The organism is Turicimonas sp. TL08 (assembly GCF_054660695.1).
The window spans coordinates 75,842-102,743 of the sequence record NZ_BAAGDP010000001.1; the positions used below are offsets into that span (position 1 = coordinate 75,842).

Here is a 26,902-nt window from a genome sequence, read left to right on the forward strand (position 1 = left end):
TGTATTTCATGCGGGGTTTCCTGTCAAGTTTTTTTATTGCTGAAGTTCGAGTTTCACTCCTGCGGTATTTCCGGCATTGTCGATGACATCGCCCGCTACCACAAATAAGCGGTCAGGTTTAATCTTTTCTTTGTTAATCAGATAATTTCTGACGGCCTCTGCTCTTCGAGTAGCCAATTCCTGAAGATCTTGCGTTGGTACTCTGATGTTCTGCAGCAAGAAGTCCATCATTTCCTGAGGATTATCTGTCTTCGGCTTATTCGGAGCATCGCTTTCTTTGAAGAGATTTCTGATGGCTTGGTTCATTTGAACCGGTGTCAGTTTCTTCGCATCCGTAGAGCTTGTACTGTCGCGATAAATGGAGAAGATCATCTGTCTCATTAAGCGTTTTTCTTTGAGACCTTTTTCATCCAGAGCAGTATTGCCGATACCGGTAATTTGAATCTTGATGCCTGGTCTTTCGGTCATGGCTTTGCCGACAACGGCTAGAGCTTTTTCAGTCTGGTCGCTTATTCGGGCCGATCCCGTTACGAAGGCAAGATTATTCAAATCAAGATTTTCTCCTCCGAACATGGAGCCGATAAGAGCAAACGGGGCCGTTACAGCCTTCGTAATTAAGTTGACGATTACCTTGACAATAATGCCGCCAACGGAGAATTCAGGATCGTTCAACGAACCGGTAACCGGCAGGTTCAAATCAATTTGTCCTGATCTGTCTTGAAGCAGAGAGACAGCTAAGCCAACTGGCAAAGTTTCTTTTGCTTTCGGGCTAACGGCTCCGAATTCAAGACGGTTAATGACGATGTTATTGGTGGATGTTAGTTCTCCATTGTCAATCTTATAAGCACCCTTGTAAGTCACTTGACCTTGTTTAATCGGGTAGCCCGTAAATTCGACCGAGTACGGTGAGAGGATCGGCATATTCAGAGAAGTGACAGAACCATCTAAGTTTAGAGATAATGACTTAGCAAACGGAGCAATAGAGCCTTTAGCGCTTATAGGCGTTCCGTTAAGGTTGCCAGTGACATCTAAGTTAGCTGGTGTTCCTTTTGCCGTCGTAAAGTCTGTAAGACTTCCCTTAAGTGCAGATAAGTGCAGAGTGAATTCCGGTTCCATTGCGCTGTCTCTGTAGAAGACTGAACCGTTGTTAATGGATATCTTGTTCAGCGTAATGCTAGGAAGTCCCGAAGAGGTGCCCGCGGATTTAGTACTGCTTGTTTTAACAGTTGTCTTTGTTTCAGCGGTGGCTGATTTTGCAGAGCCTTTACTCTCTGACTTAACCAAAGTTTCGATATTGAATTTGCCTTTGGCACTCTTTGCAATATAGAAAGAAGGAGATGATAAGGCAATGTTCTTAACGACAAGGGACAGATTTGAGTCACTTGAGAAATTAATGCCCGTTACCTTTAGATCTTGCCACTTAGCAAAAGGTGTTCCTTGTGCATCCGTCAAGTTAATAGAAGTGACTTCAGAATTTCCATTGAAGGTAATGTCCGGAGCCGCGCCTCCTAATTTCACCACAACATCGCCTTGGCTTGCTAATTGACCGTTGACGACGTGGGCGTTTGTAAACTGCTTGATATAAGGAGTTAACTCAGCGAGATGGAGTCCTTTAACTGACTCTTTCAGGTTAAGTTTGAACGGAGAAAGGTTGAAGGATCCGGATGCATTCAAGCTCCCGCCAAGAGCTCCGAAAGATGCTGTAAAGGCTGAGGATGTACCGGGCTGACTAGACAGCCCCGAAACCGTAGCCGCAAGGTTAGAAATGGTCTTGTTGAAGTTAACGGTTTGGTCATTAAATTGGATCTGGCCGTTGGAAACCGTGGCTTTGCCAATACTCCAAGAAACCGCAGGAGCAGGTTCGGCTTTAGCCGCAGTCTTAGGAGCGGAGGCTTGTGTAGTCGAGGGAGTGCTCTTAGTCAGTTTGTCAAAATTAAAGGTACCATCGGAGAACCTAATAACGTTCACAGAGGGTCCTGCCAATGCGATATCGCCCAAAGCAACGGAAATATTCTTTCCGCTCTTCACGTCGATATTGCTGACATTCAAAGAATTCCATTTAGCGACCTGAGCATTGTTGGCATCGGCGACAGCAACGGAAGACGCCCCCGCACTTCCTGTAAACCCAATGTTAGGGGTCGCCTGACTTAAATCAAGAGTAATCTTGCCTTGATTAGAAAGTTTGCCGTCGTTAATCTTGGCAGCCACGAAGGGGCTGATGTACGGCATTACTTTAGGAATATTCAGATCTTTTGTGGTTTCTTCAATGTTGATTACCAACGGCGTGAGACTTACGTCACCCTTTGCTTCAACATTTCCGTCAAGAACATTCAAATTAGCTTCAAAGTTAGCTTTGCTTCCTTTTTCTCCGTTAAGAGAAGAAACGGTTGCATTAATATTTGAAAGGTTCTGTTGGAATTTAACCGTATTGTCAGTGAAGTTAACCGTTCCGTTTACAACGGAAATCTTATCGAAATTCCAATACCAACCGGGAGCGGCGGTTTCAGCTGTTTGAGTGTTTGCCTGAGGCTCGGAAGCAGGCTGCTCGGTTGCTTCAGCTGAGTTCAACGTAGGCTGATTGGAAACAGATGGCGTTCCTGAGTCTGCAGATTGTGCAGCGGGAACTGATTGCTCAACGTTTGTCTTGGCGACGGATTCGGCTTCCGGTTGTGTTTGCTGAGGAGCCGAGGTGGTTTCTTCTGCTTTCGGAGCTGGGGCGTCTGCTTGGATTCCAGAAGGCTGGGCCGCAGGTTGAGCTGTCTGAGGAGCTGGGCTGGCAGCCTGAGTTTCCCCAGAAGCCTTTGGTTCAGCTTCAGCGTTCTGTGGAGCTGGCTGCGAGGGAGTATCCGGTTTATTAGCTTCCGAAGGTTCCGGCGCAGTCAAAGAAGTTTCTGCCTTTGACTTGTCTGGTTCAAGTCCAGTTGGGGCCACCACTTCATTGTTCGACATCTCAGAAACTTTTAATGCCTCTTCAGCGGCCGCAGGTTCAGCCTTGTCCGAGGTTTGAGCTGAAGCAGGAGTCAAGAGATAGTTAACAAGGTTTACAGCGGCAGAAGTGCTAGTACCTGATCCGGCTGATGCCCGAACCGATTCAATTCTGGCATATGAAGGAGCTGTCTTAAGTTGAGAAAGCGGTGTGACCGTTTCCTTTATTTCTCCGGGCGGAATAAACGTTGCTCCGGGAACGACCGTTTCTTGTGCCGGTTCGGAAGAGGTTGCTGCAGGTGCGTCTGAAGCCGGCTGAACCTGCTGCTGCGTTTGAACAGGTGAAGAGCTTCCCGGCAGGGCAGACTGCGGAATGTACTCGATTGTTTCTCTGATGACGTTGCTCTGAGGAGCGGGTACCGCCGATTCTGCCGCACTGACAACAGGCCGAGATGGAGCTGTTTGCTTAGATGCAGCCTTCGAAGCTGGTTTAGGTTCTTTCTTTGGAGAAGTCTTTACAGCAGGTTTTGGAGCCGATTTAATTGCTTTGTTTTGAACTGCAGGGTTGTCGGCCTTCGCGGCAGCTTCTGCTTTCTGCGCTGCCGGTTGGGTCGATGTGGCAGACTCAGCGGCAGCAGTTTCCTTAGCTGGCGGGACGGAAGCTTCACTCTTCACAGGTTCCGCTGCCTTTGTATCCTGCTTGGTTTCGGTCTTGGCTACATCATTGGAAGCAGATTTTGGTTCCGTATCGGGAACGGCTTTTTGCTGTTCCTCAGGACTTGCTTTCTCATCAGCTTTGACCGCCGGTTCGGCTTTTTCTTGTGTTTCCGGTTTAGCTTCACGAGCAGGTTGAGTTTCACCAGACTCTTTACCAACAATAGCCGGGGTTTCTGTCCTTTCGGCTTCAGAAGTTGGCTCAGTCTTCGGTTTGCTTTCCGGCTTAGCGGTATTGTCGGAAGCTTGTTGAGTTGTTAGATCAGAAGTTGGTGCTGATTCGGCTTTTGCTGCTGGCTCTGTCTTCTCATTTGCATTGGCAGGAACAGGAGATTTTGCAGTTTCCGCGGTTTGTTTTGCCGTAGAAACGTCAGCCGCTTTCATTGGGGCCTCGGCAACAGGTTTGTCTTCCGGCTTTGCTTCAGCCTTGTTTGGCTCTACGGGTTGTTTATCGGACTTATCTTGTACAGTCTTCGTTTCTGACTTAGTTGATTGTTCCGGTTTTTGTTTTGTTTCTTCGGAAGCAGCTTCAACATTTTCATTAGCTTGAGCTTTGGCATCCGAAGTTGGTTTTGATGCTTCAGTAACCTTTGCTGCAGGGGCTGTTCCATTATTCTCGGTTGCTGTCACAGGAGCCGTAGGTTCCGGTTTAGCTTCAGCCGTGGCAGACTCTTCGGCACTAACTTTGGATTCTGGCTTAGCTGTTGGAGCCGAAGCTGTTTCTTTAGCTTCTTTTGCTGCTTCCTCGGTTGTGGCAGATGCCCGATCTTGAGATTTAGACTTTGAGGAATCATCTTCTTTGATAATGTTCTGAGCCAAAATCGCGAGATTTAATCCGTCAGTATTTCTTGTCACTACAACGTCCGGATCCGTAACTTTGATTTCCCCGAAATCGAGACGTTGCGCAAAAAGCGCAAATTCTTTCAGATTTGCATCAATCCTCTTAACCTTCAAGACGTCATACGGTTTATTGACATCGTCCTGAACAACAAGATTATTGATTGTGATTTGACCCTTGAGACGCAAATGCTTAACTTCATGGATCTTGGCGTCTTCATTCGCAAAAGCTAAGTTAAGTTTTGCATCTGCCGTGCCGCCGACGATGTGAGCATTCAGCGGAACTGGGTTAAAGGAAGCGGCATTGGAAAGATTCAGCGACTTCAGCTCAAAATCAACCCCCGTCTTCTTCGAAATCGAGAAGGGAAGGCTCTGAGCATCAATAGATAAAGGTTCGCCGTCAAATCTAAGAGACAGTTTCGGAGTAATCGGATTTTCCGCCTGAGTCTCAAAGTTAGAAATCAAAGGAAGCGCGAATTGAAGATCCGTTATCTCGTCTACTTTTCCTCTGAATTTATCGTCAAGTTTGACGCCGGAATTAATAATCTCGAAGTTGTCAATACTGAACTTCTGAGGACTTTTGTCCTTGTCCTCTTCTTTTGGCTCTTCGGGCTGATTAACAAACTTATCAATAATGTCCGAGAAATTAAATGTTGCTAATCCGGTGCGAACGATGTTGGCTTGAAGCTGGTCAACTTTGAAATGCTGAACCAGAGGAGCAAGCTTGAAAAGTGAGGTCCATTTCAGCTTTGTATCGATTTCTTTGATGTGGAGAAGGGCGTCCGGGGTGCCTGATTTCTGAACATTGAGTCCTTTGACGTTCAAATGCAGAGTAAACGGATTAAATTCCACTTTCTCCGTTGTGACCTCACGGTCAAGCAAAGGATCAACGTATTTTTTGAGAGCCCAGTTGGTGCTCGCTGGAATGGCCCAGAAACCGCCGGCTGCATAAACCAAAACTAAGCCCGCGACTATACCCCCGGTAATATACAGTTTCTTGCCCATGACAACCCCTTATTATTTTTCTACCAAAAGATTGTCTTAAGTATGGCAAATTAGGGGATCTGAAAACGAATTAGCTCGCTCGGATTGCGCATGATTAAATCGGCTCCCCACTCTTCAATCGGATAGGTTTTTCCGAGATATCCCCATTGGGCCGCAATGCTGAAGCATTCAGCAGCGTTCGCTGCCGTGATATCGCGTTTATCGTCTCCGCAATAAATGCCTTTGGTGATGTCTTTACCGACTTTTTCTGCGGCGTAAATCAAGGGCAGAGGAGAAGGTTTTCTTTCCGGAAGGGTGTCTCCGCACACAACCACATGAGGATGGATCCTCAATGCTTCAATAAGCGGGTAAGTAAAGCGTTCATGTTTGTTGGTAACTACGCCCCAAACTATCGAGTTAGCATCAAACCAATTCAGAAGTTCACGCACTCCGGGGAAGAGGCCGCTGTGGTCAGCTAAATGGTTCTGGTAGTAATCTAAAAACTCCTTGACTATTTCGTCGTAACCCGGAGAGTCCGGATCCATGTCAAAGGCCGCTTTAATCAGACCCCTGGCTCCGCTGGAGGCGGTCACCTTAAGTTTGTCGTAGGGAACGGGAGGAAGGTTTCTTACCAGGCGTAAATGATTGGCTGCTGCTGCAAGGTCAGGAGCAGAATCAACCAACGTACCGTCAAAGTCAAAAAGAAAGATTTCTGGAGTCATAAAAAATAAAGGGACCCGCAGGTCCCTGTACGCATTAGTTATGCATTACTTTGCCGGACGTGTACCAACAACTTCGATAACAGCGCGGCGGTTAGGCTGCAAGCAGTTGATCAACTGTTGGAATGTCTTGATTTCGCCAGCCTTGGATGGGTTCGGGCAATCAACAACCGGATCAGCCTGACCTTTACCTTCAGCGTGGATGCGGGCAGCTGGAACACCGTTTTCAGCCAAGAAAGCCTTAACAGCGTTAGCACGGCGATCGGAGAGCTTCAAGTTGTAAGCAGCACCGCCGATACGGTCAGCATAGCCGTTGATCATAACAACGTCGAGGTTCAAACCAGCCATACGGCTTGTGAGTTCCTTGAGCATTGCCTTGCCTTCAGGTTTAAGAACAGCTTTGTCGAAAGCGAAGAGTGTGTCAGCAGAAAGAACAACTTTTTCAGCGCCGGCTTCACATTTGATGATGTCTGTATCGCAGTCGCAGTTCTGGCCGAGAGCGCCCTGGGCTTCAGCAAGAGCAGGTGTCCAGTAACCAGTGCGAACGCACAAACCGTAGGCTGTCTTCAATGTCTTGCCAGCGGCCTGAACGTAAGGATTTGCAGGCGCATCAGCTGAACAAACTACGCCGGAAGCAGCCATTGCGAGGGAAGCAATAAGCATTCCGATTTTTGTCTTTGTATTCATCATTTTCCTCTTTGATGCAGATAAAACAACATGATACGGCATTTTTATAGGGAACGGCCGTAATCAATATCGAGTGTACCAAACGGCGCACTAAATTAGCCGCCCATAGTATCTCACACTCACTATTTTGCCACGACATAGCGTTTCTTTCCGAGAGTCGCGCCTCCGTTCCGTGAATTTCGAAAATTACTGTTGTTTCTAAACAACAGTAAAATTTTTCCATCCAAAACATCTTGTTTGTAATTGTGTACTAACGAAACATTTTGGATCTGCCTCGACCTCCAAAACGGGCAACGCTTGAGAAGCACCTATGCCGAAAACAAAAGAGTCAGCACTTTTTTTGATGCCAACTAACGGAAACGGATTGTAACGCTTTTGGAAATTAAAAGTAGCAATTATGTTTGTTGGCAAATAGGAAGAAAAGTGATATTAGAGTCTTAATTCCTTGAATAGGAAGAAGATTCTTTTACAAAGAGCGGTTGTTGTGCCTAGTAAAGTTTTGCTTCCGAAAAACTGTTTCAAAACTCTTATTGCGAATAATTCTCACTTTATAAAAATGCCCGAATTGACGGAATTCGATTCAATATTTGAAATCATTTAGGCGTCATAAGGCCGAATCTTTTCTATCTCTTCTTCCAATTTCTCTTTTGCTTTTTGAATGTCGTAGATCATTTGAGCTTGCAGCCAAAATGAGTCATCAAGTCGAAAGAATTTGGAAAGCCTTAAGCCTGTGTCTATAGAGATAGCTCTTTTGCCTTGAATAATCTCGCTGATTCTTGTTTGACTGATTTTTGTCTCTTTAGCTAATCGGTAAGCCGTGATTTTGAGCGGATCTAAGAAAGACTGCTTCAAAATAATTCCTGGGTGAACAATTCGACCATTCATAAATACTTACTCATAACGATACTATCGCAAGACGATATTATAAAAACAAAATAATGCTATTTTTGAGCGATTTAAAGGCTTATCTAAATTAAAATCTACGGATTCACTATATCTGTATATAAGTAAGAAGGAATATTTAGATGGCCAAGTCACCTAAAGATAAAGACGATATCCGCGACATTCTCGAGACTCATTACGAGAAAGTAAATCTGACCGACGAGATGCAGACCTCTTATTTGGATTACGCCATGAGCGTGATCATGGGACGTGCTCTGCCGGATGTCAGAGACGGTTTAAAGCCGGTGCACCGCCGTGTGCTTTATGCCATGAGCGAACTCGGCAATACTTACCGCAGTCCGTATAAAAAGTCAGCTCGTGTGGTCGGTGACGTCATCGGTAAATACCATCCTCACGGCGACGCAGCTGCGTACGAAACTATCGTCCGTATGGCCCAAGACTTCTCCATGCGTTACTGCACAGTCGACGGGCAAGGAAACTTCGGTTCGGTTGATGGTGACAGCCCGGCTGCTCAGCGTTATACCGAAGTCAGAATGACCCGTATCGCTTCCGATATGCTTGCCGGCATTGATCAAGAGACCGTTGACTTCGTGCCGAACTACGATGCCAGCGAAGTGGAGCCGACCGTTCTTCCGACCCGAGTGCCTACACTCTTGATTAACGGTTCTGCCGGTATTGCCGTGGGTATGGCTACTAACGTTCCTCCTCATAATATTGTTGAAGCCATTAATGCTTGTCTTTTAGTACTTGACCGTCCTGACTGCACTATCGATGAAATCATGGAACTGCTTCCGGCTCCTGACTTCCCGACAGGCGGCATCATTTACGGTTTAGGAGGCATTCGCGAAGCCTACAGAACCGGCCGCGGCAAAGCTATTATCCGTGCTAAGACGGAAATTGAAGAAATCGAAGGCACCGATAGAGAAGCCATCATCGTTAAAGAAATTCCGTACCAGGTTAATAAGAGCCAGATGCTGGAAAAAATCGCCCAGCTCGGTTCAGAAAAGAAGATTGAAGGCATTTCTTTCGTTCGTGATGAATCCGATAAAGACGGTATCCGCGGTGTTATCGAATTAAAGAGAGGCGCTAATACGGAAGTTGTTCTTAACAACCTCTACAAACTGACGGAATTGGAAAGCAGCTTCGGCATTAACTTAGTTGCCTTGGTAGACGGCCAGCCTAAGCTTCTTAATATCAAAGAAATCATCGAGGCCTTCATCAACCACCGCTGGGAAGTCACGACCCGTGCAGCCTTGTTCCAGTTGAAGACAGCTCGCTCCAAGATTTATCTCTTGGAAGGTCAGGCCGTAGCACTGGCCAACATCGATGAATTTATCGAAGTGATTAAGACCAGTGCTAACGGAGCCGAAGCTGAAGAAAGATTGTTGGCCAGATCCTGGCCGTCTGCTTTGGTCGGAGAGCTTATTTCCAGAACCAAACTCGAGCCGAAGTATTTCCGTCCGGAAGGAGAAGACTTAACCAAAGGCTTGCAGCCTGACGGTACCTACTACTTGACCAGTGCGCAGGCCAAGAACATTCTGCAGTTAAGACTGCAGACATTAACCGGCTTGGAGCATGAACGCATCGAAAAAGATTATGCAGACTTGGCTGAGGAGATTCATCAGTTGGTCACCTTGCTCAACAACCGCGATTTGATGCAGCAGAAGATTGCTGCTGATTTGCGTGAAGTTCAAGAAAGCTACGGCGATGCCCGCAGAAGCGAAATCGTTGCCGACGCCAAAGACTTCAAGACTAAAGATTTGATTCCGCTTCGCGAAATGGTTGTTACCATGACCGATACCGGCTACATCAAGAGTCAGGCTTCCGCTGAATACCGTGCTCAAAAGAGAGGCGGTCAAGGCAGAAAAGCGACAGAAGTTAAAGAAGGCGATATCATCAGCAAGCTCTTCGTTGCTACGACCCACGACGTTCTTCTTTGCTTTACCGATAAGGGCAGAATGTTCTGGCTTAACGTTTGGGATTTGCCGGAAGGTTCTTCCAATTCTAAGGGCCGTCCTATCGTCAACCTTCTCGAACTTAACGACGAAAAAGTTTCCGTGGTTCTTCCGATCTCCGACGAGGACTTCCAAAAAGACTTGTACGTCTTTATGGCAACAGCCAACGGTACAGTTAAGAAGACACCGATCAGCGATTTCAAGAATCAGAGAAAGGCCGGCATTATCGCCGTTAAACTTGTTGAAGGCGACTATCTGATCGGCGCCGCTATCACCGATGGTGTTCATGACGTTATGCTCTTTAACGATGAAGGCAAAGCTGTCCGTTTCGCCGAGGAAGATGTCCGCAGCATGGGCAGAACCGCAACAGGCGTTCGAGGCATGAGATTGGAAGGCGACTCCAAGGTCATCGCGATGCTTGTCGCCCAGGATGAAGACGTAACCGTCCTGACCGTTACTGAAAACGGTTACGGCAAACGTACTCTTATCAATGACTACACTCGTCACGGCCGCGGTACCAAGGGCATGATTTCCATTCAAACCAGCGAAAGAAACGGTAAAGTCGTTTCCGCCTTGCTCGTCAATGACAATGATGAAATCATTCTGCTCAACTCTGCCGGCAAACTGGTAAGAACCCGAGTCAATGAAATCCGTGTGCTGGGCAGAAATACTCAAGGCGTTCGTTTAATTTCCATGGATCCGGGCGTCACAGTCATCGGTGTAGAACGCGTTACGGAAAACGATGACGGCTCTGCTGAAGACCAAATTAAGCAGCTCGAAGGCGAAGCCATCGCAGAAGAAAAAGAAAAGCAGGAAGAAATCCAAAAACGCGATGATGAGATCATCGCCGGTGAAATCATCGAAGAAATCGATGACGAGGAGAAAAAGGATGAATAGAGTTCTGAATTTCGCACCGGGACCATCCCCGCTGCCTCTTGAAGTTTTACTGGAAGTTCAAAAGGAACTTCCCGACTGGAACGGGACGGGCATTTCCGTTCTGGAGATGAGCCACCGAAGCAAAGACTTTATGGGCATCTATTATGAAACCGTAAAGAACCTGCGTGAACTCTACGGTATCTCTGAAGACTACGAAGTTTTATTTGTACAGGGCGGAGGTCACATGGAATTTGCCATGGTTCCTCTTAATTTCAACTTCTACGGCACAGGCAACTATCTGGTCAACGGCGTTTGGTCGCAAAAGGCTTTCAAAGAAGCGGTAAAACTCGGTGGTGCAGCTGAAGCCGCCCGAGTTGTCAACAGGGTTCCGAGACAAGATGAAATCGCAATGTCCGACGGGGCAGGCTATCTGTATTACTGCTCCAACGAAACCGTCAACGGCATTCAGTACCACTATGTGCCGCAGTCCGATGCTATTTTAGTGAGCGATATGTCCAGCGACTTTTTGTCCAAACCTGTCGATGTTTCTAAGTACGGCTTGATTTATGCCGGTGCACAAAAGAATTTCGGGCCGGCGGGACTTACCGTTGTCATCGTCAAGAAAGATTTGTTGGGCAATTGTTCTCCGACAACGCCTTCCATGCTGGATTATTTGACATATGCCAATTCGGAGTCGATGTACAACACACCGCCGACATTTGCGATTTATGTTTCCTGCTTGGTTTCCAGATGGCTTCTAGCCCAGGGAGGCGTCCAAGAAATGCACCGCCGCTCTGTAGTTAAGAGTTCCATGCTTTACGACGTGATCGACGGCTCAGACGGTTTCTATACAAATCAGGTCGAAAAAGACAGCCGCTCTTTGATGAATGTCGTGTTTAATTTGGCTAATGAATCTCTCAATGATGAATTCCTCGCTAAAGCCAGAGAAAGAAACATCGTCAACATCAAAGGACACCGCATTGTCGGAGGCATGAGAGCTTCCTTGTACAACGCCGTGACGATTGAAGCGACTGAGAAATTGGCCGAGTTTATGAAAGATTTCAAGGCTTCTCACTGAAGAGGACCCAATGTCTCAAGAATCCCATTCCACAGATAAAGAAATCCAGCCTCTGAGAGAAGAAATCAATCAGATTGACGCTCAGATCGTTGAACTGCTGGATAAAAGAGCGAAGAACGCCAGAAAAATCGGAGAAATTAAAGGCAAAACCGATTCTCCCGTCTATCGTCCCGAGCGAGAAAACGAAGTTATTTTGATGGCTGTAAACCACAGCGACGGGACACTCAAGCCCGAAGGGATCTCCAGCATCTTCAAGGAGATTATGAGTGCCTGCCGTTCCTTAGAGAAAAAGACGACCGTCGCTTTCTTGGGGCCTCGCGGAACTTTCAGCGAGATGGCGATGTTCAAGCAGTTCGGCCGATCCATTCAAGGGATTGCCTGCGACCAGATTGAAGAAGTCTTCCGCGCAGTTGAAGCCGGCACCGCGCAGTTCGGCATCGTGCCGATGGAAAACTCCACGGAAGGTTCGGTAAACCGTACCCTCGATGCTCTGCTCAGAACCAGCTTGTCGATTATCGCCGAAGTATCCGTTCCGGTTCATCATAATCTGCTGACAAAGTCCGGCACGCTTGAAGGCATCACGAGAATTTATTCTCATCCTCAGTCTTTAGGTCAATGCGTCGGATGGCTCAACAGCAATGTCCCGGATTTGCCGAGAATGTCTGCAGCAAGCAACGGAGACGCCGCCAGAAAGGCATCTGAAGATCCGACCATCGCGGCCATTGCAGGTGAAACCGCTGCCGAAGCATTCGGGTTGAAGCCGGTATTTGAGCATATTCAGGACGACGCGGGCAACCGTACGCGTTTTGTGGTGCTGGCAAAGCAGGGCACCGAGCCTTCCAAAGCCCCAGCCAAAGACAAAACTTCGCTGATTATTTCCGTTCCTCATAAGGCCGGTGCGATTTATCACGCGTTAAAACCGCTTGACTATCACAATGTCTCGATGACCAAGTTTGAGAGCCGTCCGGCAAGAAGCGGGACCTGGGAGTACTACTTCTACATTGATATTGAAGGGCATTGCAAATCCCCGGACATCAGCCGCGCCTTGAACGATTTGAAAGACGAATGCGCATTTTTTAAAAATTTAGGGTCTTATCCCGTTGAAGAGGATTTCGGACCGAAACACAATACCGGAGCAAAACTGTGACCAATATTGCAACTTCTACTCCTGCATGGGTTCAAGCTTTAGATAAATACGTTGCCAGCAAGCCGATTGAAGAATTGGCTGCTGAGTTAGGTCTGAAACCTAGTGAAATTATCATGCTCGTGGCCAATGAAAATCCCTACGGCATGTCTCAAAAGGTCAAAGATAAGATTGCTCACGCAGCATTGAACTTAAACCGCTACCCGGATGCAGACTCCTGCTATCTGCAGAAGGCTTTGTCCGAGAAATACGGTCTGCCGCAAGACTGGTTTGTGATTACCAGCGGTTCGAGTGAATTGTTGGGTTTAACTGCCCAAACCGTTTTATCCGAAGGCAAAAATGCGATTATCCCGCAGTACAGCTTTTCCTTATATCCGATGGTTGCTAAGCTCTGCGGTGCAGAGACCAGAGAGGTTCCGGCAACTGACGACTACAATGCCGACCTGCTGGGAATTCTTGAACAGATCGACGAAAATACTCGTTTAATCTTCTTAACTAACCCGAACAATCCGACAGGAACTTATTTGTCGGAAAAAGAAATCATCGAGTTCTTAGAAAAAGTTTCCTCTAACGTCGTTGTGCTCTTTGATGAAGCCTATGTTGAATTCTTGGAGAAAGAACTCCAGCCGGATTCATTGGAAATCGTTAAACGCTTCCCGAACGTTATTATTGCCAGGACCTTCTCCAAGGCTTATGGCCTGGCCGGCTGCCGCGTCGGTTACGGCATTGCTCAGCCGGAGCTGCTTGAGCTTATCAACCGTGTACGCCATCCGTTCAACGTGAACGATTTGTCACAGCTTGCTGCTATCGCAGCCTTAGGAGATCAGGAGTTTTTGGAAACAACGCTCAAAAACAATAGAGAAGGCATTGCACAGCTTGCTAAAGCTTTTGATGAATTGGGACTCCCCTACATGGGACTTCATTCAAATTTCATCACGGTCAAAGTCGGAGACGGGGCTAAGATTGTGGGAGAACTTCTAAAGAAGGGCATTATTGTCCGCAAGATGAATTCTTACGATTTGCCTGAATGGATCCGAGTGACAGTTGGTACCAAAGAGCAAAACGAAAGATTTTTAGAAGAGTTGAAAGAGCTTCTGTAAGCAAGGAATCAGAAAGAATGACAAAAATGGCAGTTATCGGCTTCGGTCTGATTGGCGGCTCAATGGCTTTGAGCTGGAAGCAGGCCGGGTTGGTCGATGAAGTTATCGCCTGCGGACACCGGGAGGAAAGTCTGAAGCTGGCTAAGGAAATGGGAGCGGCAGACAGCTGGACCACTTCCATTCCGGAAGCCGTAAAAGACGCAGATATTGTTGTCGTGGCCGTGCCGGTTCAAGCGATGGAAAAGGTATTTTCTGATTTAGCAGACTATCTCAAGCCGGACGCAGTCGTCACCGATGTCGGGTCAACGCGCATGACGGTAATTGAGGCGGCCAGAAAAGGGCTCAAAGAGAAATTCCGCCAATATGCGCCGGGTCATCCTATTGCCGGCGGAGAACTGCCCGGCGTTGCTTACGCCACGAAGGATTTATTCAACGACAAGTGGGTCATTTCTACGCCGACCGATGAAATGGATCCGGAGAAGGTTAAATTTATTGAAGATGCATGGACCAAAGCCGGCGCGAAGATCAAAGTGATGTCTCCTGAGATGCACGATGCTATCTTTGCTTCGGTCAGCCATTTACCGCACGTTCTTGCCTACGCATTGGTAGATATGATTACCAAAGAAAAATATGCGAAGGAAAAGCTCGGTATGGCCGGGGCCGGATTCCGTGACTTCACCAGAATCGCGGCCAGTTCTCCGGCAATGTGGCGTGATATTTGCCTGAGCAACCGCGCGGCGATATCTAAAGAGCTGAAGCGGTATAGACAGGAGCTTGAAGAACTTCAAGAAGCCATTGACAACTCAGATGCGCAAAAGCTTGAAGCCTGCTTTGAAAACGCCATGAAAAACCGCAGAGGACTCGTGTTTTCTGCCAGTAAACAAGATCCAGGAAAAGACGATGGAAGAAGTAAGAGTCATTAAACCCATTAAGAAAGTCGGGGGGACGGTGAGCCTTCCCGGCTCAAAAAGCATTTCTAATCGTGCTCTTCTTTTAGCGGCGTTGTCCAGAGGGACAACGCATTTAAAGAATCTGCTTGTTGCTGAAGACACCGACATGATGATCGGCGCGCTCAAAGAATTGGGAGTAAAGCTTGAACAAAACGGCGATGAAGTCATCGTTGAAGGCTGCGACGGCAACTTCCCGGTTAAAAGAGCCGATTTGTTCTTAGGCAATTCCGGAACTTCCATGCGGCCGCTGGCTTCTGTCCTGGCATTCTCCGGCGGAGAGTACGTTTTAGACGGCGTTCAAAGAATGCGTGAAAGACCGATGGGACATTTGGTTGAAGCACTGAACTCCATCGGCGCACAAATCGTTTGTTTGGGAGAGCAGGGATTTCCGCCGTTAAAGATTTATCCGAGTACACGAATTACGAGCGATGTCGTGCACGTTAAAGGAAACGTTTCAAGTCAGTTTGCCTCGGGCCTCTTAATGGCTGCTCCGCTGGTGGCACCTGCTCAAGGCCTCAATATCGTGATTGACGGCGAGTTGGTTAGCTCTCCCTATGTGTCTCTGACATGCAAGCTGATGGCACGTTTCGGCGTCATCGTCACAATCGATGTAGAAACCTACGTTGTTCCGTCTCATCCGTACATTTCTCCGGGAGAAATGATGGTTGAGGCAGATGCCTCGAGTGCATCTTACTTCCTTGCTTTAGGTGCTCTTGTCGGTCCGCTTACTGTCAAAGGCGTAGGCCGAGACAGTCTGCAGGGGGACGCGGCGTTTGTTGAGTATTTAGCAAAAACCGGTGCTTCGGTTACCCGCGGAGAAAACTGGATTAAGACCGCTCCTTCCATCTACGGTCCGAAGCTGCAAGGAATTGATGAAGATTTCCGGCAGATTCCGGATGCCGCGATGACCATTGCCGCTATCGCACCCATGTGCGAAGGCCCGACAACTTTGAGAGGAATCGGCAGCTGGCGCGTTAAAGAAACCGATCGCATCGAGGCGATGGCAAAAGAGCTGAGAAAAGTGGGCTGTCAAGTAACTTCGGGCCCTGACTGGCTGAGAATTGTCCCGCCTGAAAAACTGCAGGGCGCTACATTTGATACCTATAAAGATCACCGCATGGCGATGTGCATGTCTTTGATTGCAGCCGGCGGCGTTGAAGTAGAAATCCGTGACCCGGGCTGCGTGGCCAAGACATTCCCGGATTATTTTGAAAGACTGGCTTCGGTCATTAAGGAGTAAGCATGGATCAGAACATTCCGATTATTACGATTGACGGGCCGGTTGCTTCGGGCAAAGGCAGTGTCTCTGCCGGTGTTGCCAAAGTTTTAGGATTTAACGTTCTCGACAGCGGCTCACTTTATCGCTTGACGGCTTATGCGGCCTTAAAACAGCAGAAACATCTCGACGATGAAGAGCAGATTGAACAGACCGCCGTCAATTTGAAAGCGGTTTTCAATGACGGAAAGATTTTGCTCGAAGGAGAGGATGTCACAGATGCTATCCGTCAGGAAGAAGTAGGTTTAGCCGCAAGCAAAGTGGCAGTGCACCCCAAGGTGAGAAAAGCATTGTTCAAGCTTCAGAGAGATTATGCGCAGGCTCCGGGGCTAGTTGCCGACGGCCGAGACATGGGAAGCGTGGTGTTCCCGGAAGCAACATTGAAAATTTTCCTCACAGCTTCTGCCGAGGCTAGAGCAAAAAGACGCTATAACCAGTTGAAAGAGAAAGGAATTCATAGTAATATTGCTGACCTTGTGAAGGATTTGAAAGAGCGAGACGAGCGTGATTTGAAGCGATCTGTTGCTCCTTTAGTTCCTGCACCCGGCGCGAGAATCCTTGATTCATCGGACTTGACGCTGGAAGAAACGATTAACCAGGTTCTGGAGTGGTACCGCGGAACCGAGGCTTAAGCCTTTGAAGTGTGCCCCTGTATTTCGCGTTGGAATATGGGAATTTAACTAACCCGTTTTAAAGAAATTGTCTCTTTAAAACAACTTATTTATTTACATGACAGATAAACAAAACCAACCCGTAAAAGAATCCTTTGCCGATCTTTTTGAACAGAGCCTTGCTAAACAAGAAATGAAACAAGGCGAAGTCATCACAGCTGAAGTTGTTCGTGTTGACTATAACTTCGTTGTTGTTAACGCAGGCTTGAAGAGCGAATCCTTCATTCCTATCGAAGAGTTCAAAGACGACCGCGGTGAAGTTGACGTTCAACCGGGTGACTTCGTTTCCGTTGCTATCGAAAGTCTCGAAAACGGCTACGGCGACACAATTCTTTCCCGTGACAAAGCCAAGAGACTTGCTGCTTGGATGAATCTTGAAAAAGCTCTTGAATCCGGCGAACTCGTTTCCGGTACAGTTACCGGCAAGGTTAAGGGCGGCTTGACTGTTATGACAAACGGCATCCGTGCTTTCCTTCCAGGTTCCTTGGTTGACACACGCCCGGTTAAGGACACTACTCCTTACGAAGGCAAGACAATGGAATTCAAGGTTATCAAACTTGATCGCAAGCGCAACAACGTTGTTGTCAGCCGCCGTGCCGTTGTTGAAGCCAACATGGGCGAAGAAAGAGCCAAACTTCTTGAAAACCTTCAGGAAGGTGCAGTTGTTAAGGGTATCGTCAAGAACATTACCGACTACGGTGCATTCGTTGACCTCGGCGGTATCGACGGTCTTCTTCACATCACCGACTTGGCCTGGAGACGCGTACGTCATCCGAGCGAAGTTCTTGAACAAGGTCAGGAAATCACAGCCAAGGTTCTCAAGTTCGATCAGGACAAGAACCGTGTTTCCCTCGGTATCAAGCAGCTTGGTGAAGATCCATGGCTCGGTATTGCACGCCGCTACCCACAGAACACACGTTTGTTCGGTAAAGTTACCAACATCACTGAATACGGTGCTTTCGTTGAAATCGAAACAGGCATCGAAGGTCTTGTCCACGTTTCCGAAATGGATTGGACAAACAAGAATGTTGATCCGAAGAAAGTTGTTCAGCTCGGCGACGAAGTTGAAGTCATGGTTCTCGAAATCGACGAAGAACGCCGTCGTATTTCCCTTGGCATGAAACAGTGCAAACCAAATCCATGGGAAGAATTCGCAGCTTCTCACCAGAAGGGCGACAAAGTCAGCGGCCAGATCAAGTCCATCACTGATTTCGGTGTATTCATCGGCTTGCCAGGCGGCATCGACGGTTTGGTTCACCTCTCTGACCTTTCTTGGACAGAACCGGGCGAAGAAGCCAAGCGCAACTACAAGAAGGGCGACGAACTCGAAGCTACAGTTCTCTCCATCGACGTAGAACGCGAACGTATTTCTCTCGGCGTCAAACAGATGACAGGCGACCCGTTCTCCAACTACACATCCACTCATGAAAAGGGTGCTGTTGTAACAGGTAAGGTTAAATCTGTTGATGCAAGAGGTGCCGTTATCGATCTCGGCAACGAAGCTGAAGGCTACCTCCGCGCCAGCGAAATCTCTCCGGACAGAGTTGAAGACGCCAGAAACGTTTTGAAGGAAGGCGACGAAGTAACAGCTGCCATTACTAACATTGACCGCAAGGCTCGCACAATCCAGCTTTCCATCAAGGCTAAGGATCAGGCTGAAACTCGCGAAGCAATGGAAAAGATGACTGCTGATGCACAGTCCGGCACCACAAATCTCGGCGCTTTGTTGAAAGCAAAATTGGACCAATCCAAGTAAGAGGCACCTCACGTGGCAATGACTAAATCTGAATTGATAGCATTGCTTGCAGAGGATCCGCTTCTTGTCCAGGATCGCATGTCAGCAAAGGAAGTTGATGAAGCTGTAAATAAGATCATTAACGTGATGGCAGCGACCCTGGCGGAAGGGAACAGGATTGAGATTCGCGGATTTGGGAGCTTTGCTTTAAATTACAGACCTCCAAGAAAGGGACGTAACCCAAAAACCGGCGCCTCAGTTGAAGTTCCGGCCAAATATGCCCCTCACTTCAAAGCAGGCAAAGAGATGCGTGAAAGAGTAGATTCCGACGCTTGTAAATCTATTCCGTTATCTCAATAACTTTGCGATAAAAACACAAAAACCCGCTTTCGAGCGGGTTTTAGTGTTTGGAGACCCGAAAATTTCTGAGGAATGTATTCTGGCTTGTCAAGAGTTGACCCTTTTAACTTTTTCATTATCACGAAATTCAGCTATCACAGTTTTTACGAAGCCTTGATCTGAACAAAGGAAAAGACATAAAAAATGAGTAAGCGATAACAAGAAAGACAGGCAGGGAAGATGGGGGGTGAATTAATTCTAGCAAAATAGCCTGCCACTCTAACTTCGTTGCCAAAAATCTTTTAACTGGTTACTGGGAAATCATCGTGAAAAATGCGAGTGACGATGGCGCTGGAACCAATGACGACTCGAGCGAGAAATCCACAATTTTTCGAAAAACAACAAGCGAGAGTCCTTTTCAGTTTAAAAGGAAACTAACTCGGAGGGAGCGCTGGATTGAGAGAAGGAAGTTACTTTGGTCCCGGTAATAGGGATAGGGTGAATATAAAATTTTTCGAAAATTATGGAACTTTTCGTGCAATTTGAAGTGTTTCGAAGAAATCCTCAGCTAACACAAAATAAAATTTATATATTTCATAGCATTAGCTGAGGGTTTCAATTGTACAAACTTACATCCTTCAACTGAAACGAAGAAACATGGTACTTATGGAGCGGTTTCGGCAAGTTTCAATTGTACAAACTTACATCCTTCAACTGAAACACCTGAAAATCTTTCTTTTCAGACCCAAATTTCAAAGGTTTCAATTGTACAAACTTACATCCTTCAACTGAAACCTCAATACTGTGATAATTGAATTTCGCGACAATGAGTTTTAATTGTACAAACTTACATCCTTCAACTGAAACAAAGCACTCTTCCGCAAAAAATTGCTGTTTTTCTGTTTCAATTATACAAACTTACATCCTTCAACGGAAACTCAACTGAAATACCGTGTTGGCGAGGGCTACAATTATTTTTTCACTCAGAGTGAAATTCTAAATTGAAGGGTTCAAAATTCAGAATAGCAAACCTCGTTTTCTAACGCGCTATTCTAATAAAAATCGACATATTCTAACATTCTATCAATTCGAATGTTAGAATAAATGAACAGCATTTTTTTGGTAGAGAGCTTTCGGCATTTTTGTCTAGCACTCAATCAAGATTGATAGAGCCAAGGAATTAGCTGTGTTAGATCTCTTTTGAACTGTCCGTTCAAGAATTCTATTGATTTCTGCTTGACCTCTTCATAGCCAAATATATGGCTGTTCTTTTTATGAATCAGCACGATTTTTCTTGTGATTACAGGAGAGGGCATCGGCAAAATATTAAGGCTGTTAACAAACTCTGAATGCTGAAGCAAGGTTGCAGGTCTTAAAAAACTCCATCCAATGCCTTTCTGAATAAGTCTCACCATTACACCACCTGTGTCGACCTGAAGCCGGTAAGGTAAATGGAGAGAAAGTGAGTTCAGCATAGATTCTGTTATCACATCTCCTCCGGATGAGCGGTTGTATCGTAAGAACGGAAGGCCGCAATATTTAAGGTTATCCCAGGTAGGATGGTCTGTTGGAAATTTCAAAGATTTCGGCGTTGCTAAAACGGAAGGTTCTTCAAAAAGAACAGTCTTTGCGAACTTAAGAGCATCTGGAGTCCGGCTTGTAATAGCCCAATCGAGTTCATTATTCTCCAATTGCTGAATAAGCCTCTCTGAAGTTCCGGAAACCATCTTCACATGTTGGCTTTTTGAAAAAAAACTTTGTATCAGGTCAGTACCCAAATTGTAAGAAAGACTTTCGATGATGCCGAAGCGAATAACAGGTGCATGCAAGTTTCTTTGCTGCAGCTTTGATAAAAACTCCGTCAGGTGTCTTTGTTCGTAACTCAGCTCATCAAATAGCAATTTTCCTTCTGGTGTCAATGAAATCGGTTTTGTTCTCCGATCCAGCAGAGGAACGTTCAGCTCTTTTTCCAATTGGTTTAAGTGGTATGAGATGCTGGATTGTTTTATGCCAAGAACATCTGCGGCTTTCACTACAGAAAGGTGTTCTGCCACTGTCAAAAAGACTTGACCGTGCTGACTAAAAACGGTTGTTTTGTTCATGGCACCGCTCATTTGGATATGTTAGGTAAAAGCTTAATCCAAATACTTAAAAAATTATAAAAATTTATAAAAAATCAAACTAATAAATCTAATTATTTGAACTTTGTTGAGTCTTATTGTCCAGGGCTTATAGTTGGTTCTATCTCATTCTCAAACCAACAAGGAGATCCAAAATGGACGAAAAGCATCGCGGCAAAATTTCTAAAAAACCTTCACCTGAGGTTGTGAAGTACTTAATCAATCCAGCAATTAAGCAAGATTTAGAAAGAAGTTATCAGACGATTTTGGACATCAACAAAGCTCACGTCATTATGCTTGTTGAAGAAGGGATCATTACTAAAGAAGTCGGAGCAAAGATTCTCGCCTGTACTCAGGAAATTTCAAAAATGCAGGATCATCCGGTTTTCGAAATCAATCCCAATGTTGAAGATTTGTATTTCAATTTAGAGAGATATCTCATTGAACAAACCGGCCCCGAAGTAGGAGGACAACAGCACACAGCTCGATCCCGTAATGATCTGTTTGCCACAGAACAAAGAATGGATATTCGCGGATATTTTCTCAAACTTTGCGAATCTTTCAATGGACTGCGCCAATCCATTCTTGAACTAGGGCAGAGCTGTCCTGATGCCGTCATGAGCGGATATACGCATCTTCAGCCTTCTGAGCCGATTACTTTTGCTCATTACTGTGCCGGCATGCTTGAGGCGTTAGAAAGGAGTTACTGGAGAATTGAACGCTGCTGGGACGCCTTGAATCTTTGTCCGTTGGGTGGCGGCTCCATGGGTTCTACGACCTTCATGATCAATAGAAACCGCACAAGCGAGCTCTTAGGTTTCAATAAACCTCTTCAAAATTCTATTGACTGTACCGCTAGCCGTGACTATTGCCTGGAAATCATCGCTGCTTTATCTATTGCTGCATGTACATTATCTAGATTTTGCTTTGACTTGTATGTTTGGAGCACGCCGGAATACGGATATCTGGAAGTCGATGATTCCGTTGCCGGATGTTCTTCCATCATGCCTCAAAAGAAAAATGCGCTGACTTTGGAATGCTGTAAGGCTAAGGCAGCTCACTTAGAAGGCTTCTTTGTTTCCGTTTTCAGTTCATTGAAGAATATTCCATTTACTCACTGCCGTGACTCTTCAACAGAAGCCATGAGATTTGTTTGGACGGCATTGAATGAATTTGAAGCACTTATTGCCTTGCTTGACGTTACTGTTAAGACCTTGACTCTCAAGAAAGAGAGAATGCTTCAAGCGGCTGTCGGGAATTATTGCACCGTTACTGAATTGGCGAACTACTTCGTTCGTCATGACGGCATCTCCTTCAGAAGTGCTCATAACGTTGTTGCCCGTCTGGTCGGATATATGCAGGATCATGGCAAACTCGCCAATGAGATCACCCGAGAGGAAGTAGATCTCATTTGTCTTGAAGTTCTCGGCAAGTCAACGACTCTCACGGATGAATTGATTAAGCAAGCTTTAGATCCTGAACTCAATGCTCAAAGCAAACGGACAATCGGCGGCTCAAACAAAGAAGAAGTGCTTCGTCAGTTAACAGAATTGAAGAATCAGTTAGGAAAAGACGAACGAGTGCTCGCCGGTAGAGTTGAGCAAATCAATAACGCAAAAGCGTTGCTTGAGGAAACCACGAACTGCCTGGCTCAAGGTAAATAGGAGCTGATTATGTTCTTTGCAGAATTTCTAATTGTCATCTTGGCCATGGTAGTTGGCGCTCACTGGGGCGGCATCTTTTTTGGTATGGCCGGCGGTATCGGGCTTGGTATCTTAGTAGTTTTCTTCGGACTCGCTCCGGCAAATCCTCCGATTAACGTCATGTTAATCATGATGGCGGTTGTGTTGGCCGCTTCTACCTTGCAGACGGCTGGAGGTATGGATGTTTTGGTTCGCTGGGCAGAAAAGCTTCTTAGACGAAATCCTAAAAATATTGTTTTTGTTGCACCTGTCATTGCGTGGCTCTTTACCTTCATGGCAGGAACAGGCAACGTGCTCTATAACCTGCTTCCTGTGATTGCAGAGGTGTCAAGAGAGACGGGGATTCGACCGGAAAGACCGATTTCTATTTCCGTGATTGCGTCTCAGCATGCAGTCCCGTCGAGCCCGATTTCTGCGGCTACCGTAGCTTTAGTCGCTTTCTTAGCCCCGTTGAATGTCAGCTATTTTCAGATCTTGGCAATTGTAGTTCCCGCAACTTTGATCGGTTTGTTCTTCGGTGCATTGTCGGTCTATAAAAAAGGCTTGGAACTATCAGAAGATCCTGTCTATCTTGAAAAAGTAAAAGCCGGTTTGTTTAAAGATATGGATGCCGGTAAGAAGGAAGCTTTAGGCGGGCATAACTTTTCCGGCTATGCTAAAGCATCAGTGGCAATCTTCTTGATATCTGCCGTTGTCGTCGTTTTGGTTGGTACTTTCCCATCGTTACGTCCAGAAGTGACGAATGCAGCTGGAAAGGTTCTTAAGGTCAATATGACGCAAATGATCGAAATGGTGATGCTGATTTCGGCCGCCTTTATGGTTATGTTCTGCAAAGCCGATCCAGGCAAAATTACTTCGAGCTCAGTATTTAAGGCAGGCATGATGGGCGTTGTGACAATTTTTGGCTTAGCATGGATGTCCGATACCTGGATTGCAAACAATCTTCCGCTTATCAAGTCTGAAATTGCTAGCTTAGTTCAGGGACAGCCTTATTTATTTGCTCTCGGGTTATTCGTTGTTTCTGCTTTAACTCATAGTCAAGGCGCAACGGTTGGAGCCATGATTCCGTTAGGTGTGGCCTTGGGAATTGATGGATTGACTTTGACCGCAATGTATCCGGCAGTCTGCGGCTATTTCATTATTCCGAGTACTGGAGTTTTGCTTGCCGGCGTAGCTTTCGATGATACCGGCACGACAAAAATTGGTCGTTGGGTGGTTAACCATAGCTACATCGTTCCAGGTCTTGTGACTACGATTGCTGCTGTAACAGCTGGTTTCGCCATAAGATATATCTTCTTCTAACATCTAGGGGGCGGCGTTTAGCCGCCTTTCCAAAATGACAGCAACAGATTTTTTCGCACTTTTTGTTAAGTTCTTCTTTCTGCTGACTCCACCGTTTGTTATATCGGTTTTTTTAGCTGTAGCGCAGAATTATTCTCCTCAAGAAAAAGCTTCTTTGGCTTTACGTATTACGGTTGCGACTCTGTTGGTCAGTACCGTCTTGCTTCTTTGCGGAGGCTATATCTTTTCAGTGTTCGGCATCACTATTAATGCTTTCAGAATAGGAACAGGGGCAATCCTCTTTTTGACATCAGTGAGTCTGGTCAGAGGAGAGGATTCTGCTTTGAAAGTAAAAGGTTCACTTCAATCAATCGCAGTAGTACCTATGGCGATTCCTATCACCATTGGTCCGGCAACTGTCGGCGCACTAGTTGTATACGGCGGTGAAATCCACGGCTTTGTTGAATGGATTGCGTCATTTTGTTCTATCGCTTTGGCGATTTTATGCGTCGGTTTCCTTTTGTGGTCTTCAGCTTACATTGAAAAAGCCATTGGAAAGAACGGTCTTGTGGTTATGAGCAAACTTACCGGGCTTATTCTTGCGGCTCTCTCCTCACAAATGATATTTGATGGAGCGAAAGCGCTTCTGTTTACCTAGAACTCGCTCCTGTAGCATGTGAAGACCGGAAACAATAATGATTTTGTTCCCGCTTATCGATGTTTACAGATCTGAGAAGTTAAGAGGTAATTGAGGTGGGGCAGTCGGCTTTTTCCTAACCTCCGAATCTAACAAAAATCTGTTTAATTTTCCGGATCTGGAAAAAGCTAGGCCTCCTTTTCTAAACAAAAAGGAGGCATACTCAGACTGAGGCTAACTACAAACCGAAAGAAACATGAAACATCCGGCTTGAATTGACCCAACTGCTCCTGTTCTTGTAGACATACTACAGACAGGAAGAAATTGGAGGAAAAATCTGCCCAAACCTTTTAAGAAGCAGTGTTGCCGGGTGCCTTAGGAATCTCCGGACTGTCCTTAACCGGATTCGAACATAGCGCTTCATCCTTACGAATTGAAATGGTATGGCGCTTCTTGCGTAACGGAAGAACAATGATTTGCAGAGCATTGCTGTACGTGAGATAACTCAAGAACCAGTCCATAAATATAACAATTCGATTCTTTACACCAAGAATATAAAAGAGGTGTAAACCCAGCCATAAGAGCCAACCTAGTATTCCTCCGAAGCAGAAACTGCCTATTTCTACAACGGCGTGGCTCTTGCCAATAGTTGCCATCTGACCCTTATCAAAGTATTTAAACTCTTTGAGAGGTTCGCTATTAATCATTTTCTTTAAGTTGTAGGCAATATTAGTTGCCTGCTGCATCGCCGGCTGAGCAACCTGTGGCAGCCCATTAGGGTATTTTTGAGTCGGAAAGTATGCTGTGTCGCCGATGGCATAAATTCGATCAAACCCTTTAACTCTATTAAATTGGTCAACGATAAGGCGATTGCCCGGACCATAGAGCTCTTTATCAAAGCCTTCCAGAGAATTAGCACGTACGCCTGCCGCCCAAAAGACGTTATAGGTATGAATGTCTCCATTCTTTAACTTCAGGATGCCGTTCGAAAAATCTTCAACTCTGGTATTAAACAAAAGTTCGACTTTTCGAGAAGTCAGGTAATCTGCAGCCTCTTTAGAAGATTTTTCTTTAAAGGCCGGAAGCAGACAGCTGCTGGAGCTGACAACGACAATCCGCATGAGATTAGCGTCTAAGTCGGGGTAGTCTCGCGGAAGCACGAATTTCTTCATTTCCGCTAATGCCCCAGCAAGTTCCACACCGGTTGCACCGCCACCGACAACCACAAAAGTCATGAGTCTTTGTCTTTCTTCTGCACTGTTGGTAGAAAGAGCTAGTTCAAAACTTTCTAGGATCTGATTGCGGTTATAAAGAGCTTCGGACGTTTTCTTCAGAGCCATTGTATAGAGGGCCAAGTTTTTATTGCCGAAGTAGTTTGTGTCCGCGCCGGTTGCTATGACCAAATGATCAAAGGTAAGTTTTCCGATAGTGGTGTAAAGAATGTTTTCTTCCGGGTCTACACGCAACGCTTCGCATGCACGGATGTGAAAACATTCTCTTCCGCGGAAGATGTTTCGAAAAGGAAACGAAATAGTACTCGGTTCAATAGCGGCGGTAGAGACTTGATAAAGCAGCGGCTGAAAAACATGATGGTTGCTTTTATCAATTAAAACGATCTGGAAGTTTTCATCCTTGAGCTTGCGAGCCAGAGTTAATCCGCCGAACCCGCCTCCGATAATGACGACGCGCTGGCGCCCTCGTTTATCGGGAATGTTCATCCAAACATGTTCGTCCTTGTATGTTTCTTCGCAAGCGCAATCTTCAGATTCAATAAATTCACTCACTTTTCGCACCTCATATACCGTTTGTGGTGGTATATCACACTGTGTTTCCTATGGTCTTTTTCAATCCAAAGCTTGAGCCTGCTCAGTTCGGTATCGAAAAAAGACATTCTTTCCTTTTGAGAAGGTGGAAAATCTTAGAAGTGGTAGAAAACGGAGGCAATAAGAAGTATGAAAAAATTAGTGAAATTTTCATCCGTTTTATATAAAAAATCATCCGTTTGTTCGAAATACTTCTTGCTCAAAATGGTGCGGCGGAAAGCCGGCCATTTTTGTAGTAACAGCCGGCATGTTGTCTAAACGCTAAGAAGTTTCAAAATTTCTTCCTTACTGAGCTTGCCCGACATATCTGCGCCTTCTAATAAGGCGTCAGCTAAAGAACGTTTGGTTAAGTGAAGGTCGATAATTTTTTATTCAATGGTGTTCTTTGTAATGAGCCTGTAAATTGTGACGGATCTTTCTTGGCCAATGCGATATGCGCGATCGG

Annotated in this window: 18 protein-coding genes and 1 CRISPR repeat array; of the genes, 12 read left to right on the plus strand and 6 right to left on the minus strand. The window is 46.1% G+C overall.

The genetic code is table 11. The annotated features are described in order from the left end of the window. Window positions 1-33: 33 nt before the first annotated feature. The 4 genes from ACYQ4O_RS00435 to ACYQ4O_RS00450 all read right to left on the minus strand — a co-directional run bounded on the left by ACYQ4O_RS00435 (window position 34) and on the right by ACYQ4O_RS00450 (window position 7,751). On the minus strand, window positions 34-5,481 hold the full coding sequence (locus tag ACYQ4O_RS00435) for a DUF748 domain-containing protein (RefSeq protein WP_460174423.1): 5,448 nt from the start codon (window positions 5,479-5,481) through the stop codon (window positions 34-36). Window positions 5,482-5,531: 50 nt separating this feature from the next. Further along, window positions 5,532-6,182 (minus strand): HAD-IA family hydrolase, encoded by a 651-nt coding sequence (locus ACYQ4O_RS00440; RefSeq protein WP_460174424.1) that lies wholly within the window; start codon window positions 6,180-6,182, stop codon window positions 5,532-5,534. Window positions 6,183-6,227: 45 nt separating this feature from the next. Continuing rightward, entirely contained in the window at window positions 6,228-6,866 is a 639-nt protein-coding gene (locus ACYQ4O_RS00445; protein WP_066591050.1) for an OmpA family protein, read from the minus strand. Window positions 6,867-7,463: 597 nt separating this feature from the next. Next, window positions 7,464-7,751, minus strand: a complete 288-nt coding sequence (locus ACYQ4O_RS00450; RefSeq protein WP_308513484.1) for a HigA family addiction module antitoxin — start codon at window positions 7,749-7,751, stop codon at window positions 7,464-7,466. Window positions 7,752-7,891: 140 nt separating this feature from the next. On the opposite strand from ACYQ4O_RS00450, the gene gyrA reads away from it, so the two are divergent. The 9 genes from gyrA to ACYQ4O_RS00495 all read left to right on the plus strand — a co-directional run bounded on the left by gyrA (window position 7,892) and on the right by ACYQ4O_RS00495 (window position 18,914). Further along, the gene (gene gyrA, locus ACYQ4O_RS00455; protein ID WP_460174425.1) at window positions 7,892-10,621 is read left to right on the plus strand and encodes a DNA gyrase subunit A; all 2,730 of its coding nucleotides are present in this window, start codon (window positions 7,892-7,894) and stop codon (window positions 10,619-10,621) included. After that, window positions 10,614-11,678, plus strand: a complete 1,065-nt coding sequence (gene serC, locus ACYQ4O_RS00460; protein ID WP_308513482.1) for a 3-phosphoserine/phosphohydroxythreonine transaminase — start codon at window positions 10,614-10,616, stop codon at window positions 11,676-11,678. Before gyrA ends, serC begins: the two co-directional genes overlap by 8 nt. A gap of 10 nt (window positions 11,679-11,688) precedes the next feature. Then, window positions 11,689-12,825 carry a prephenate dehydratase gene (pheA, locus tag ACYQ4O_RS00465; RefSeq protein WP_308513481.1) on the plus strand — a complete coding sequence of 379 codons (1,137 nt, stop codon included), beginning with the start codon at window positions 11,689-11,691 and terminating at the stop codon, window positions 12,823-12,825. Further along, window positions 12,822-13,922 (plus strand): histidinol-phosphate transaminase, encoded by a 1,101-nt coding sequence (gene hisC / locus ACYQ4O_RS00470; protein WP_308513480.1) that lies wholly within the window; start codon window positions 12,822-12,824, stop codon window positions 13,920-13,922. Before pheA ends, hisC begins: the two co-directional genes overlap by 4 nt. Before the next feature lie 17 nt (window positions 13,923-13,939). Next, the gene (locus tag ACYQ4O_RS00475) at window positions 13,940-14,845 is read left to right on the plus strand and encodes a prephenate dehydrogenase (protein ID WP_308513479.1); all 906 of its coding nucleotides are present in this window, start codon (window positions 13,940-13,942) and stop codon (window positions 14,843-14,845) included. Next, complete coding sequence (aroA, locus tag ACYQ4O_RS00480) at window positions 14,823-16,112, plus strand: 3-phosphoshikimate 1-carboxyvinyltransferase (RefSeq protein WP_308513478.1); 1,290 nt, start codon at window positions 14,823-14,825, stop codon at window positions 16,110-16,112. The genes ACYQ4O_RS00475 and aroA overlap by 23 nt, the downstream gene beginning before the upstream one ends. A gap of 2 nt (window positions 16,113-16,114) precedes the next feature. Beyond that, window positions 16,115-16,780, plus strand: coding sequence for a (d)CMP kinase (gene cmk / locus ACYQ4O_RS00485; RefSeq protein ID WP_308513477.1), 666 nt, complete (start codon window positions 16,115-16,117; stop codon window positions 16,778-16,780). 97 nt (window positions 16,781-16,877) lie between these two features. Then, window positions 16,878-18,575 carry a 30S ribosomal protein S1 gene (gene rpsA / locus ACYQ4O_RS00490; protein ID WP_308513476.1) on the plus strand — a complete coding sequence of 566 codons (1,698 nt, stop codon included), beginning with the start codon at window positions 16,878-16,880 and terminating at the stop codon, window positions 18,573-18,575. 18 nt (window positions 18,576-18,593) lie between these two features. Then, on the plus strand, window positions 18,594-18,914 hold the full coding sequence (locus tag ACYQ4O_RS00495) for an integration host factor subunit beta (RefSeq protein ID WP_066595594.1): 321 nt from the start codon (window positions 18,594-18,596) through the stop codon (window positions 18,912-18,914). A gap of 591 nt (window positions 18,915-19,505) precedes the next feature. After that, window positions 19,506-19,831: a CRISPR direct-repeat array (repeat unit 37 nt; unit sequence GTTTCAATTGTACAAACTTACATCCTTCAACTGAAAC). A gap of 219 nt (window positions 19,832-20,050) precedes the next feature. Here ACYQ4O_RS00495 and ACYQ4O_RS00500 read toward each other — a convergent pair. Further along, the gene (locus ACYQ4O_RS00500) at window positions 20,051-21,007 is read right to left on the minus strand and encodes a LysR family transcriptional regulator (RefSeq protein WP_460174426.1); all 957 of its coding nucleotides are present in this window, start codon (window positions 21,005-21,007) and stop codon (window positions 20,051-20,053) included. 161 nt (window positions 21,008-21,168) lie between these two features. Here ACYQ4O_RS00500 and argH point away from each other — a divergent pair, with 161 nt between their 5' ends. The 3 genes from argH to ACYQ4O_RS00515 are packed head-to-tail and all read left to right on the plus strand — an operon-like array spanning window position 21,169 to window position 24,655. Then, the gene (argH, locus tag ACYQ4O_RS00505; protein WP_308513474.1) at window positions 21,169-22,677 is read left to right on the plus strand and encodes an argininosuccinate lyase; all 1,509 of its coding nucleotides are present in this window, start codon (window positions 21,169-21,171) and stop codon (window positions 22,675-22,677) included. A 9-nt stretch (window positions 22,678-22,686) separates the two neighbouring features. After that, the gene (locus ACYQ4O_RS00510) at window positions 22,687-24,018 is read left to right on the plus strand and encodes an anaerobic C4-dicarboxylate transporter (protein ID WP_282164181.1); all 1,332 of its coding nucleotides are present in this window, start codon (window positions 22,687-22,689) and stop codon (window positions 24,016-24,018) included. A gap of 34 nt (window positions 24,019-24,052) precedes the next feature. Beyond that, window positions 24,053-24,655 (plus strand): MarC family protein, encoded by a 603-nt coding sequence (locus tag ACYQ4O_RS00515; RefSeq protein ID WP_308513473.1) that lies wholly within the window; start codon window positions 24,053-24,055, stop codon window positions 24,653-24,655. Between the two features lie 329 nt (window positions 24,656-24,984). Here ACYQ4O_RS00515 and ACYQ4O_RS00520 read toward each other — a convergent pair whose 3' ends face one another. Beyond that, window positions 24,985-26,418 (minus strand): NAD(P)/FAD-dependent oxidoreductase, encoded by a 1,434-nt coding sequence (locus ACYQ4O_RS00520; RefSeq protein WP_308513472.1) that lies wholly within the window; start codon window positions 26,416-26,418, stop codon window positions 24,985-24,987. Window positions 26,419-26,902: the final 484 nt, after the last annotated feature.